Origin of the sequence: Labrys sp. WJW, from assembly GCF_001676615.1 — a bacterium.
GTDB lineage: Bacteria > Pseudomonadota > Alphaproteobacteria > Rhizobiales > Labraceae > Labrys > Labrys sedimenti.
Window position 1 is genome coordinate 101,548 of record NZ_LYXZ01000020.1, and the last position, 12,294, is coordinate 113,841.

Annotated in this window: 12 protein-coding genes; 2 read left to right on the forward strand and 10 right to left on the reverse strand. The window is 64.1% G+C overall.

What is annotated here, in order from left to right; all coding sequences use genetic code 11:
- Positions 1–188 precede the first annotated feature (188 nt).
- From lnt to miaB, 5 genes are read right to left on the reverse strand one after another with little or no spacing between them, the layout of a single operon-like run.
- On the reverse strand, positions 189–1,748 hold the full coding sequence (lnt, locus tag BA190_RS14095) for an apolipoprotein N-acyltransferase (RefSeq protein WP_156771520.1): 1,560 nt from the start codon (positions 1,746–1,748) through the stop codon (positions 189–191).
- Between the two features lie 47 nt (positions 1,749–1,795).
- Positions 1,796–2,935 (reverse strand): transporter associated domain-containing protein, encoded by a 1,140-nt coding sequence (locus tag BA190_RS14100; protein WP_068288097.1) that lies wholly within the window; start codon positions 2,933–2,935, stop codon positions 1,796–1,798.
- Positions 2,936–2,946: 11 nt separating this feature from the next.
- Positions 2,947–3,450: an rRNA maturation RNase YbeY gene (gene ybeY, locus BA190_RS14105; RefSeq protein ID WP_068288100.1), complete on the reverse strand. Its 504-nt coding sequence runs from the start codon at positions 3,448–3,450 to the stop codon at positions 2,947–2,949.
- The gene (locus BA190_RS14110) at positions 3,447–4,481 is read right to left on the reverse strand and encodes a PhoH family protein (protein WP_068288102.1); all 1,035 of its coding nucleotides are present in this window, start codon (positions 4,479–4,481) and stop codon (positions 3,447–3,449) included. Before BA190_RS14110 ends, ybeY begins: the two co-directional genes overlap by 4 nt.
- 26 nt (positions 4,482–4,507) lie before the next feature.
- Positions 4,508–5,944 carry a tRNA (N6-isopentenyl adenosine(37)-C2)-methylthiotransferase MiaB gene (gene miaB, locus BA190_RS14115; RefSeq protein ID WP_082979728.1) on the reverse strand — a complete coding sequence of 479 codons (1,437 nt, stop codon included), beginning with the start codon at positions 5,942–5,944 and terminating at the stop codon, positions 4,508–4,510.
- A gap of 185 nt (positions 5,945–6,129) precedes the next feature.
- Between miaB and BA190_RS14120 the strand changes: the two genes are divergently transcribed.
- On the forward strand, positions 6,130–7,077 hold the full coding sequence (locus BA190_RS14120; protein WP_068288105.1) for an alpha/beta hydrolase: 948 nt from the start codon (positions 6,130–6,132) through the stop codon (positions 7,075–7,077).
- 11 nt (positions 7,078–7,088) lie between these two features.
- On the forward strand, positions 7,089–7,520 hold the full coding sequence (locus BA190_RS14125; RefSeq protein ID WP_068288108.1) for an N-acetyltransferase: 432 nt from the start codon (positions 7,089–7,091) through the stop codon (positions 7,518–7,520).
- Between the two features lie 90 nt (positions 7,521–7,610).
- Here BA190_RS14125 and BA190_RS14130 read toward each other — a convergent pair whose 3' ends face one another.
- The 5 genes from BA190_RS14130 to BA190_RS14150 form a co-directional block, all read right to left on the reverse strand.
- Positions 7,611–8,981 carry an RtcB family protein gene (locus tag BA190_RS14130; RefSeq protein ID WP_068288111.1) on the reverse strand — a complete coding sequence of 457 codons (1,371 nt, stop codon included), beginning with the start codon at positions 8,979–8,981 and terminating at the stop codon, positions 7,611–7,613.
- 213 nt (positions 8,982–9,194) lie between these two features.
- On the reverse strand, positions 9,195–9,737 hold the full coding sequence (locus BA190_RS14135; RefSeq protein WP_068288114.1) for a GcrA family cell cycle regulator: 543 nt from the start codon (positions 9,735–9,737) through the stop codon (positions 9,195–9,197).
- A 279-nt stretch (positions 9,738–10,016) separates the two neighbouring features.
- Entirely contained in the window at positions 10,017–10,877 is an 861-nt protein-coding gene (locus BA190_RS14140) for a transporter substrate-binding domain-containing protein (protein WP_156771514.1), read from the reverse strand.
- A 150-nt stretch (positions 10,878–11,027) separates the two neighbouring features.
- Positions 11,028–11,618, reverse strand: a complete 591-nt coding sequence (locus BA190_RS14145; protein WP_068288116.1) for an SCO family protein — start codon at positions 11,616–11,618, stop codon at positions 11,028–11,030.
- Entirely contained in the window at positions 11,619–11,924 is a 306-nt protein-coding gene (locus tag BA190_RS14150) for a MerR family DNA-binding protein (RefSeq protein ID WP_245314721.1), read from the reverse strand. It abuts the gene before it with no gap.
- Positions 11,925–12,294 lie beyond the last annotated feature (370 nt).

Genomic DNA, 12,294 nt, shown 5'->3' on the forward strand with positions numbered 1-12,294 from the left:
GACGAATTTGAAAATGAATTGCGGCCGCAACGTGGCGGAAGCACGATATGCCAGAGATACAATTACGGCAGCGCAATCTGAAGTAGTTCAAATGCATCCTGCAACCAGCCGGGTGACTATACCTCCTTATGCGGGAAAATCCAGTCGGTCTCGCGCTTTCCGCTTGGCGCTGATGTAACAAATATGTGTTACCGCAGCTGTCGGCGATGGTTTCGGCAACCAAGGCCTGCACCGATTAAGGCAATCAGAAACAATCCGGCAACAATACCGGTGCCGGCCGCGGCAAACACAGGTGGCGGCAAGGCGGTGGGAAGGCGCGAATCGAGCACGCCGCTGGTGCCGAGCGGCAGGCTGGCGACGATGCGCCCCACCGGATCGATCACGGCCGAAATGCCGTTGTTGCCGGCGCGGACCACGGGAAGCCCTTCCTCGATCGCCCGCGCCCTTACCTCGGCGAAATGCTGGTAGGGCCCCGGTGTGATGCCGAACCAGGCGTCGTTGGTGACGTTGAGCAGCCAGCCCGGACGATTGGCCGGATCGATCACCTCGCCCGGAAAGATCGCCTCGTAGCAGATCAGGATGCCGGCGGGCGGCGCGTTGGGAATGTCGAGCGTGCGCAGGCCGGGGCCGGTCGAAAAGCCGCCGCGCTGCTTGGTCAATTGCTCGAAGCCGAGGGATTCGAGCACGGACTGATAGGGCAGATATTCGCCGAAGGGGACGAGGTGCACCTTGTCGTAATTGCCGATGATGGTGCCGGTGGCGTCGATGACATGCAGGGAATTGAAGAAACGCCAGCTGCCGTCATCGAGATTCTCCTCTGCCCGGCCGGCTCCCGTCAGCAGCACGGCCTTGGGCGCGACCAGGTCGCCGAGTACCTTGAGGGCCTCGGGATCCTGCGCGACCAGAAAGGGAAAGGCCGATTCCGGCCAGATCAGGTGGGTTGTTTTGGCAAGGCCGTCGCTGCCGTCGGCGGCCGGCCGGCGCGACAGCGCGAGATAGCGCGTCAGCACTTCATTACGCAGGGCCGGATTGAACTTGGCATCCTGCGACAGGTCGGGCTGCATGATGCGCAGCTGCACCCCGTCGACGAAGCCGGTGGGATGCTGGCCGAGGCGCCATATGCCGAAGGCGGCCATCGCGACCAGGACAGCGACGGACAAGGCCGGCCAGCGCCAGCCGCCGCGCCGCACCAAGGCGACAGGCGTGGAGAACAGGATGAGCGCCACGAGAGTGAGCCCATAGGCCCCGATCAGGGACAGGCTTTGCGCCAGATGGAGTTCCTCGGCGAGGGCGTAGCCGAACAGGTTCCAGGGAAAACCGGTCAGGATATGGCCACGCAGCCATTCGACAGCGGCCATGGCAACGCCAAAGGCGAGGATACGGGCAATCCCCCGCGACCATAGCAGGCGCGCCAGCGCAAACCCGGCGGCATGGAAGAAGGCAAGGCCAGCGGGCAGGAGTATGACGGCAAAGGGCAGCAGCCAGGCGAACTGGTCGGCATCGACGAGGAAGGCATTGCCGATCCACCACAAGCCTGCCAGGAAATAGCCGAAGCCGTAGCACCAGCCGAGCTGAGCCGCCGAGCCGATGCTGCGCCAGAAACGGCGGGGCGGACTCTCCGGAGCAGGGAAGGCGACACCGTCCAACAGCCAGATCGCCACCGGGAAACTGACGGCCAGCACCGGAAAGGCATTGAACGGGGCCATGGCCAGCGCCGCAACGGCACCCGCCAGGAAGGCGACGGCCATGCGTCGCCAGCCCCGCAGCCCGGCCAGACGGGACGCAAGTGCAGCGATCACGTGGCGCCGTCGCCGCTGGTTTCGTTCGCCGGGGTCCGCTCCTCGCCGGTCGCAGTCATTGCTTCACCGACAGGAGAGGCCGTTTTCTTCTCGCGCTTGCGTCCATCGCGCGGCCGGGTAATGCCGCTACCGGCCATGTGGATGCGGACCCGCTTCACCCGGCGCGGATCGGCGTCGAGGATCTCGAATTCGAGCTGACCCGGTCCCTGCACGATCTCGCCGCGCACCGGCACGCGGCCGGCCAGTGTCACCAGCCAGCCGCCGAGCGTGTCGACGTCGGCCTCGATCTCGTCCTCGTGCATCTCCAGGCCGATGACGGCGGCGACGTCATCGAGATCGGCGCGGGCATCGGCGGTGAAGATGCCTTCGCCGGAGGCGACGATCATGTCGCCGTCATCCTCGTCATGCTCGTCCTCGATGTCGCCGAGCACGATCTCGACGATGTCCTCCATCGAGACCAGGCCGTCCGTGCCGCCATATTCGTCGATCACCAGAGCAAGCTGGGTGCGGGTGGCCTGCATCTTGGCGAGCAGGTCGATCGGGGGCATCGAAGGCGGTACGAACAGCACGTTCCGTGTCAGGGACTTCACCGAACTGAGCGGCGTCGACAGGGTGATGTTGCCCAGGGCGAGGGCCGCTTCCTTGGGCGAGGGTTTGGCAGCCTCGCCGTCCTTGGCGGCGTCGCTCTCACGGACCTTGCGGCTCCGGCGTGCGGCGATGGCGGCTCTCGACGCCAGCCAGGCCACGAAATCGCGGATGTGCACCATGCCGCGCGGATCGTCCAGCGTCTCGTTGTAGACAGGCAGGCGCGAATGGCCTGCCGTCTGGAACACCTTGAGCAGGTCGCCCAGAGAAATGTCCAGCGGTACTGCCACGATGTCGGCCCGGGGCACCATCACATCGTCGACGCGCTTGCCGCGCAGGCCGAGGATGTTCTTGAGCATGGCGCGCTCCTCCGGGGAGAAGCTGGAATCCTCCCCGGCGCGCGTATTCTCCAGCGCGTCGGCAAGATCCTCGCGGATGGATGGAGCCGATTTCAGCCCGAGCGCGGATTTGATCCGCCCGAATAGGCCCTCTTGCTGGGGCTCCTGGGAGGTGTTGGCTTGGCTGCTACTTCGATCGTTGCTGTCGGACATGGCTCTGCGCGTTAGCTCGCTTCGCGCAACAAGGGCGCGTCGGCATAGGGATTGGCGATACCGAGATCGGCAAGAATGCGAACTTCCAGCGCTTCCATCACCTCGGCTTCGGCATCGTTCAAATGATCATGGCCGAACAGATGCAGGAGGCCGTGCACGGTGAGGTGACTGAGATGGTCGGCAAAGCTCACGGAGGATTCCTCGGCTTCCCGCGCGATCGTCTCATGCGCGAAGATGATGTCGCCCAGCATCGGTGCCGTTGCGATCGCGTCTCCCACGGCCTGCGGGAAGGACAGCACGTTGGTGGCCTTGTCCTTGCCACGCCATTCGGCATTGATCTGCCGGATGGAGGCATCGTCGGTCAGGACGATCGAGAGTTCGGCCCCCGGTGCATGGGCAAGTGCCGCGACATCGACGCTCCTGGCCACCGCACGCGTGATCAGGGCTTCGATGGCATCGGCATCCTGCCAGAGATCGCTCTCCTGAGCGATCTCGATGGTAATGGCATCGCTCATGACTTGGCTTCGCCCGAGGGCTTGCTGGAATCCTTCGCCTCATAGGCCCGCACGATCTTGGCGACCAGTTCATGGCGCACGACATCGGCAGCGTTGAATCGGCAGATGGCGATTTCCGGGATGTCTTTCAACAGGTCGACCGCTTCGATCAGGCCGGATTTCTGGCCGGGCGGCAGGTCGATCTGGGTCGGATCACCGGTGATGATCATGCGCGAGCCTTCGCCCAGGCGCGTGAGGAACATCTTCATCTGCATCGAGGTGCAGTTCTGGGCCTCGTCCAGCAGCACCACCGAATTGGCGAGCGTGCGCCCGCGCATGAAGGCGAGCGGCGCCACCTCGATCATGCCCGAGGTCAGCCCGCGCTCGACACGCTCCGGCGGCATCATGTCGTAGAGCGCGTCATAGAGCGGCCTGAGATAGGGATCGACCTTCTCGCGCATGTCGCCGGGCAGGAAGCCGAGCCTCTCGCCCGCCTCGACGGCGGGGCGGGACAGGATCAGCCGGTCGGCCTCGCCCTTCTCGATCAACGCCGCGGCATGGGCCACGGCCAGATAGGTCTTGCCGGTGCCGGCAGGGCCGGTGGCGAACACCAGCTCATGCTTCTGCAGCGCCCTGATATAGGCGTCCTGCGCAGGGGTACGGGCGGCAATCGTCTTCTTGCGGGTGCCGACGGAGGCTGCGCCGCCGGTCGTGGCCACTTTCGGCTTGCCTTCCGGCGTGAACAGCACGCCTTGTGAGCCGGCCATGCGCAGGGCGCCGTCGACATCGCCCAGCGCTATCTGCTGGCCGGAGCGCAGGCGCTGATACAGGCTCTCCAGCACGCGCTTGGCCTGCTCGACGCTATCCCGGGCGCCGCGCAAGGCGACATGATTGCCCCGGGCCGTCGCCTCGATGCCGAGCTTGCGCTCGATGAAGGCGAGGTTCTGGTCATGCTGGCCGAAGAGGAGCGTGGCGAGCCGGTTGTCCTCGAAGGCCGTGACGATTTCCGCGGTGGTGTCTGCCGTCGGCAGGGATGGGGATTGCGTTGTCATGCGTGTCCGTCGTTCCTCGTCCACTTTCAAGCAACGGCCTCCCGGAGATCGGCGCCGGATAGTGCGCCATGCAACGACCAGGCGCCCGTGGCCGTGATCTCGACGGGCGCCACCGTGCCGATCAGGCTGTCATCCGCCTCGATCTGCACGGCCTGGAGATAGGGAGTGCGGCCGGCGATCTGGCCCGGGCGCTTGCCCTTGCGATCGAACAGCACATCCATGGTGCGGCCAATGCTGGCCTGGTTGAAGGCCTTCTGCTGGCTTTCCGTCAGGGCCTGCAGCCGTGCAAGGCGGGCGGCCTTTACCGCTTCGTCGACCTGATCCGTCATGCCTGCGCCCGGCGTGCCCGGGCGCGGCGAATATTTGAACGAATAGGCCGACACATAGGTGACCTCCTCGATCAGCCGCAGGGTCGCCTCGAAATCGGCATCGGTCTCGCCGGGGAAGCCGACGATGAAGTCGGAAGAAAATGCCATGTCGGGCCGGGCCTGCCGAATCTTCTCGATGAGCCTGAGATAGTCGGTTGCTGTATGCTTGCGATTCATGACATCCAGAATGCGGTCCGAGCCCGACTGCACCGGAAGGTGCAGGAAGGGCATCAGCGCCGGCAGGTCGCGATGGGCCTCGATCAGGCTGTCGTCCATGTCGCGCGGATGCGAGGTGGTGTAGCGCAGACGCACCACCGGTTCGATGCGGGCGAGGCGATGCACGAGCTGGCCCAGCGTCCAGGCGCGCCCGTCCGGGCCTTCGCCATGATAGGCGTTGACGTTCTGGCCGAGCAGGCTGATCTCGCGCACGCCGGCATCGGCCAGGCGCTCGACCTCGGCCACGATGGCGGCGACCGGCCGCGAAGTCTCGGCACCGCGCGTATAGGGCACTACGCAGAAGGTGCAGAACTTGTCGCAGCCTTCCTGCACGGTCACGAAGGCGGAAGGGCCGCGTGCCAGGGTCTTCTCCCGGCGCGGTGCCGGCAGGATGGTGAATTTATCCTCGACCGGAAAGTCGGTATCGACGGGCTTGGCCGTACCGTCCGCCTTGGCGAGCAACTCCGGCAGGCGGTGATAGGCCTGGGGCCCGACCACCAGGTCGACGGCGGGCGCACGCCTGAGGATCTCCTGGCCCTCGGCCTGGGCGACGCAGCCGGCGACGGCGATCTTGAGGTCGCCACCCTGCCGGCGGCGTTCGTCGCGCGCCACGCGCAGGCGTCCGATCTCCGAATAGACCTTCTCGGCGGCCTTTTCGCGGATATGGCAGGTGTTGAGGATGACGAGGTCGGCCTCGTCGGGATTGGTGGTCTCCACATAGCCCGTCGGCGCCAGCGTGTCGGCCATGCGCTGGCTGTCATAGACGTTCATCTGACAGCCATAGGACTTGATGAAGACGGTTTTGGCGCGAGCATCCCCGGAGCCGGCGTCACCATGCGGGTTCTGCGGGCGTTCGATCTCTGTCTCGTCAGGAATCATGGGTCTCGCTATTGCCACCTTTCAAGGTGCTAGGGATAGCGGTTTTCCGGTCCGATGAGAAGGGTTGAGTTGCCGCGCCCGGGTCCTTCCTGTTGCGAAAGGCCACCCGAGGGGGGAGGTGGGGGCCTTGCCGACCTTGCCGGTTCCCGGCACTGTGCGCCATCCCATCAAGGCGATTCAAGCTCATGCCCTCTGTCGACCCTGCCGTGTTTGCTCCCGATGCCGTGGCCGAGACCACGGCGGCGCTCAATGCCGACATCATCGCCAAGATGAGCGCTCTGCCGGATCTGTGGTCCTTCCCGCCCGAACTGATCCGCGAGACCCGGCGTCAGGGCAAGGGAATCTTCCCGCTACAGGGCAAGAGCTCCCGGGCGGAAGTGCTGGAGATCGACGGCAAGCAGGGCAAGGTGCCGCTCCGCATCATCGCGCCGGAGGCGCCGACCGGCGTCTATCTGCATATCCATGGTGGCGGCTGGATGTTCAACCAATCCGACTTCCAGGACGAGAGCCTTGAGAAGATCGTGGCGGCCACCGGCATGGCTTGCATTTCGGTGGAATATCGCCTAGCGCCGGAACACCCCTTTCCCGCCGGACCGGACGATTGCGAGGCGGCGGCGCTGTGGCTGGCGTCGGAAGGCAGCCGGTGTTTCCGCACCAAGCGCTTCTTTATCGGTGGCGAGAGCGCCGGCGCCCATCTCTCGGCGCTGACGCTGCAGCGCCTGCGCGATCGGCATGGCCTCACGCCCTTCGCGGGGGCCAACCTCATCGCCGGCTGCTACGATCTCGGCATGACCCCGAGCGCGCGCAGCTTCGACCGAGGCAAGCTGATCCTGACGCCGCGCGACATCGCGCTATTCGTGCGGGCCTGCGTGCCCGATGGCGTCGATCTGCGCTCGCCCGAGGTTTCCCCGCTCTATGGCGATCTGAAGGGCATGCCGCCGGCCCTGTTCTCCGTCGGAACCTATGACGCCCTGCTGGATGATAGCGTGTTCATGGCGGGACGCTGGGAAGCGGCTGGTAATGCCACGACGCTCAGGCTGTGGCCGGGCGGCTGCCATGTCTTCCAGGGCTTCGACTTTCCAATGGCGCAGGAGGCCTTCGCCGACGAGATCACCTTCTTCAACGAGCATTGAAGGCAAAGTCCATGCCTGACGAGGGCCCGATTTCGGTTTTCGACGATCCTGCTCCCTCGGATCTCCAGCGGCTCGACGATCTGCTGGACCAGGACAATATCGAACGCACCGGCATCCGCGATGCACGGATCCTGGCCATTCTGCTGCGCTCTGCCGAGGGAGAGCTTTATGCCGGGCTGCACGGGCATAGTTGGGGCGGTTGCTGCGAGATCAAGACGCTTTGGGTTGCCGAAGACCGTCGTCGGCAGGGGCTCGGTGTGCGCCTTCTGGCGGCGGCCGAAGAAGAGGCGCTCCGTCGGGGCTGCTGTCAGATCGTGCTGACGACCCACACCTTCCAGGCGCCCGCCTTCTACGAGAAGTGCGGGTTCCGGCGGCTGGCATCGATCGAGGACTATCCGCGGGGACATGCCAACATCATGATGGTGAAACCATTGAAACGATGATGCAGCCTGCCACGCGGCATCTTGTCCGTTTTTCCCGCGCGGAAAAGGCAAGGGTGCAGGAACGGGCAAGATGCCGGCGAGTTCGCAGTCTCAACTCCGCTTCTTGCGCCAGGGTGCGTCCTGTTCCCAGTCGCCGGCCATGATCGAGCCATAGGGCAGGACCTCGTCGATTACCTCGGCGAGGCCGTATTTGTCGATCTGGGCCCGCACCGCGGCGGCATTCTTGTAGGCCTGCGGCAATTCGGACAGATCCGCCTTGCCGCAATAGAAGCGCACGTCGATGCCCTCGGGCAGGTCCGGCTTTTCCTGACGCAAAAAGGCCGAGCGGCTGAGATTGCGGCCCGCCCCGTGCGGAGCGAAACCGAGGGCCTCCTTGCGGTCGCGATGCGCCGTGATCAGGATCGGTTCGGCCATGTTGAGCGGGATCAGCGTGCGGCCGTCATCGTCCGGCGAGAAGCCGGGCCAGGACGGCGTCGCCCCCTTGCCGTGATAGTAGAGCCCGTCATTGCGCCGGAACACGAAATTGTGCTCGTTCCAGAACCGGTCCGCCACCGCATTGCCGAGCGACCTCGCGGCCAGGTCGTGAATGGCGAAATGGCTCGCCTTGGTCCAGCTCCGCGCGAATTGCAGGGCCTGCCAATAGGCCTGGCCCTCATCGCTCGAGGCCTTCAGCCAGGCATTATGGGCAGGCACCCGCGGCGCCACGATCTGGGTGTGCTTGCGGGCGGCGGCCATGCCGCGCTTGTAGAGCTGGGCACCAAGTCCGCGCGAGCCGTGATGGGTCACCAGCGCCGACTGGCCGCTGGAGCCGAGATGGCCGACATAGGCAAAGTGATTGCCGTCGCCCTGCGAGCCGAAATGGCCGAGCACGATGTTGCCGAGCCCGTGCAGGAAGGGATTGGCCTGCAGCGTGGCATCGATATCGGGCGCGAAATCCGGGACGATCATCGCCTTGCGACCGCCGGGGCCGAAATGGGTCACGGCCTGGACGGCATCGAGGATGCGCCTGGGATCATCCTTGCGCGCAAACACGGTGATCGCCACCGAGCAGCAGATGTCGGCGGAATGAAAGCCGGGATGAATGGCGTCCTCGCAGGCGACCGCGCCGCCGACCGGAATGGTTCCGAGAGCGGTGCCGGAAGGGCAGGCGTCGGGCATCACGGCGCCGGCAACGATGGTCGGCACCCGCATGAGCGCGTCCATATGCGCGGTCACGGCGGCGAGGTTGGCCCGTTCGAGCTCGCCTTCGGCGTCCAGGAAGATGCCATAGGGCAGGCCATTGGTGCGCAGCAGGGTCTCGACCGGCTGCATGGCCTGCAGGGCGATGAAGATGGTATCGTCATCCGCGCCGGCCCGGCGCAGGCGATTGGCCTCGGCCAGGGCCGGGCCGAACCACCTGCCGGGCTGAAAGCCCCAGGCAATCAGCGTCGTGCCATCGATGGCGCCTGTGGTTGCGGTCATGTCGGGAGATGCCCCGTCCACATTCCGTGTCATAGCTCTGGTTCCGGTGTGTTGTCTTGCAACGCCGCGCAACAAGAGTTTGGGGCGGACCGGCGTTTAGGCCGATGCGCCGCTAAAAGCAAGTCGATTTCCCTTTGGGAAAGGTACCAGTACGACGCAAAGAAAAAGGCAGGGAAATCCCTGCCTTTGAAAGGATCGGATGAAATCCTGCGATCAGGCGCGGGCGGCGCGGCGCTCCTTGTCGCGGTCCCGCCGGCGGTCGAGTACCGGCTGGTAGGCGATCGAGGCATGATGGGGGCAATAGGGGCCGGAAGGCCCGACGCGGCTGCCGCAGAAACGGAAATCCTCACGCCCGGGATCGCCCAGCGGCCAGCGGCACATATGCTCGCGCAGCTCCATGATGGTGACGCGCTCGGACATCGGAATGACGACTTCCTCGACCGGGCGCAGGGCGGGTTCGGGGCGTTCTTCAATGGCGACGAGCGGCATGATCTGTGGAGCGAGGGCGGTATTGCCCCGCACCACCGGCGCGGAGGTCTGGGTGCGGAGCGGATGCGAGGGAGCCCGCGTGGGCTTGATGCGACGCTGTGGTGCCGGCGCAGGCGCCTTGGCCCGGCCAGACAAACCGAGTCTATGCACCTTGCCGATCACGGCATTGCGTGTGACGCCGCCAAGTTCTGTGGCAATGGCGCTAGCAGACAGACCTTCTGACCACAGCTTTTTCAGAAGTTCTACCCGCTCGTCTGTCCAGTGCATCAGCCTCTCCTGCCTTCCGCCTTGTTTTCGCCCGAATTCGCTACGCCGAATCCTTTCCCATCAGCCACGATGTCGACAGAACATCGTTGCGCATGCACGCCATGAGCTGACAGGAGTTACGAGACGCCGCACGAGATGTCGTGCTTAACGAAGCCTTAACTACAATAGGCAGTGACTCTCGCGCAAGAGTCCTGCTGACGTGGGGTGCGTTTTCCCCAGCTTCGGCGACAAAGTGAGTCTTTTCGGTAACAGCGGAGGGCGTGCAGGTTTCCGTTTACGTCACGGAAGGCCTGCAAAGGGATCGACAGGAAACCAGCGGCGCACGAGATCGGCATAGACGCCCTGTTCCCAGATCTGGAAAAGGGCGTAGTCGATGGCCTGCTTGAGATCCCCGTCCTCGCGTCGCATGGCCATGCCGATACCGTCACCGAAAAAGTGGCCGTCGAGATAAGGCGCGCCCGCAAAGCTGCAGCAATTGCCGGCGTCCGAACCGTTGAGCCAGAGCGACAGGCCGATGCCGTCGGCGAAGGCAAGATCGATTTCCCCGCGCTTGAGGGCTTCGCGCAGCGCCGCGTCATTGGCGAAGGATACAAGGCTGGCGGTCTTGAGATAGGCCTTGGCATAGGCGGCATGCGCCGTGTCGGCGACGACGCCGATGCGGCGACCGGCCAGCCCCTTCGGCGTGAGGGCCGGTGGCGGCTCCTGGCGCCGCATGGCGAAGCGGGCAGGGCGCATGTAATAGGGGCGGGAGAACTGCAGCCTTTCGCGCGCTTCCTTGCTCGGCACGAGCGAGGCGGCGATCACATCCGCCTGTCCCTCCTCCAGGGCTGCGACGATGGTGTCCCAGCGCCGGGCCTGGATGGTGCAAGGGACCTTCAGTTGCCGGCAGACCGCGCGGGCGAGGTCGACATTGAAGCCTTCCAGGGCGCCGCTGGATCCCTGGAAGTCGAAAGGCGGAAAATCGTCCTCGGTCAGGAAGCGGATCCGCCTTACCGATTTCAGATCCGGTCGTTCCGGGCGCCGGTGTGGATCCCACAGGCCGTAGGGGCCGGTGGAGGTCGGGGCCGCCATGCCGTCGCCATGGGCGGGGATGGCGAGCATCAGTCCGAGCAAGAGCGTCCAGAAGGCACCGAATTTCAACAGGCCATATTCCTATTGCAGCGGGGGCGGGCAGGACTTTCCGGCGGGGTCCATGGATGCGTCCACGGATGTTTCTCGGAGTTGGCTACAGCCCTGGCAGGGAATGCTCGATCCGTTCCCGGGTGCAAGGCCAATCCTCGATCTCGCACTTTATCGAGCCTGCATGACAGTTTCCAGAAGAGCGACTACTTCGTCTGACGAGGCGTGCAGGTCGAAGCTCGATTGTACGCGACCTTCCTTGTCGAGTATGAATACAGTGTCGGTATGGTCAATATTGTAGTTCTTGCCTGTCCCAGGCAAGATATTTGCATCTATGCCGTAGATGTCGCGTATCGAGGCAAGTTGTGCGGGGTCGCCGGTCAGGCCGCGCAGGTGAGGGTCATAGGCGGCGAGGCTGGTCTTCAATTGCTCGGGCGTGTCCCGGTCGGGATCGACGGTGATGAAGAGGGCGTTGATCCGCGAGGCGCCTGGCCCGAGTTTCTTCAGCACCTGCGCGAGCAGGAACAAGGTCGTCGGGCAGATGTCGGGGCAGTGGGTGAAGCCGAAATAGACCAAGCTCGGCTTGCCCTGCAATTCCTTGGAGTCAAAGACGCGGCCTTCAGCGTCCGTCAGCTTGAACGGCCTGTCAATCAGGCCGATGGGCTTGTGCATGAAAAGGAAGAGGGCCCATAGACCAAGGCCGGCAAACACAAGGAACGCCGCGCTGCCGATCAGGTATTTTCGACGTGGGAATACGGCCACTTAGCGCGGCAGGGCGTTGGCCAATCCCTCATAGCTGCGGCGCAATTCGACCAGGGCTTCATCGATCTCGCGGCGCTGACGTTCCAGATGCTCGATCTGCTCGCGGACGGTGCTGGCGCTGATGTCGAGACTCGCCGTCTTGCCCTCACCGTGATGCGCAATCATCTCGCCGATTTCTACCAGGGTAAAACCCAGCCGCTTACCCTTAAGGATAAGTTGCAGATGCTCCCGATCACGTGCACTATAGAGCCGAGTCAGGTTGTCGCGCGTAGGATTGAGGAGGCCCTTGTCCTCGTAGAAGCGCAAGGTCCTCAAAGTAACGCCAAATTCTCGCGCAAGGTCACCTATTGTATAGGTGGTCGTACTATTCGTAGCGTTTTCTGTCTCTGCTACGAATACCGTCACCGGTTGGCCTTTTGTGTTTGTTGCCGACCTGGCTTCCAACTTTGACATGGTCTCTCTCTCGCGCCCGTTACAGGCTAGCAGCGCCGCTACTCATTCGTTGCAACAGGTACCATAATACGAAATCCGGGGGGCGTCAGCAATTAATATATTACCAAGCGAACGCCCAAATCTCCAGCAGGGAGATCATAGCCCTCGCTCTGCTTCCTTTCAAGGGTAACGTATTAAATTAGGGCGCGTTGAGCGTTTCGAACAACACGAGCATCAACAGAAT

Coding starts and splice junctions, on each gene's coding strand:
- lnt (WP_156771520.1), bottom strand. CDS start 1,748: ATGGCCGTCGCCTTCCTGGCGGGTGCCGTTGCGGCGCTGGCCATGGCC.
- BA190_RS14100 (WP_068288097.1), bottom strand. CDS start 2,935: ATGTCCGACAGCAACGATCGAAGTAGCAGCCAAGCCAACACCTCCCAG.
- ybeY (WP_068288100.1), bottom strand. CDS start 3,450: ATGAGCGATGCCATTACCATCGAGATCGCTCAGGAGAGCGATCTCTGG.
- BA190_RS14110 (WP_068288102.1), bottom strand. CDS start 4,481: ATGACAACGCAATCCCCATCCCTGCCGACGGCAGACACCACCGCGGAA.
- miaB (WP_082979728.1), bottom strand. CDS start 5,944: ATGATTCCTGACGAGACAGAGATCGAACGCCCGCAGAACCCGCATGGT.
- BA190_RS14120 (WP_068288105.1), top strand. CDS start 6,130: ATGCCCTCTGTCGACCCTGCCGTGTTTGCTCCCGATGCCGTGGCCGAG.
- BA190_RS14125 (WP_068288108.1), top strand. CDS start 7,089: ATGCCTGACGAGGGCCCGATTTCGGTTTTCGACGATCCTGCTCCCTCG.
- BA190_RS14130 (WP_068288111.1), bottom strand. CDS start 8,981: ATGACCGCAACCACAGGCGCCATCGATGGCACGACGCTGATTGCCTGG.
- BA190_RS14135 (WP_068288114.1), bottom strand. CDS start 9,737: ATGCACTGGACAGACGAGCGGGTAGAACTTCTGAAAAAGCTGTGGTCA.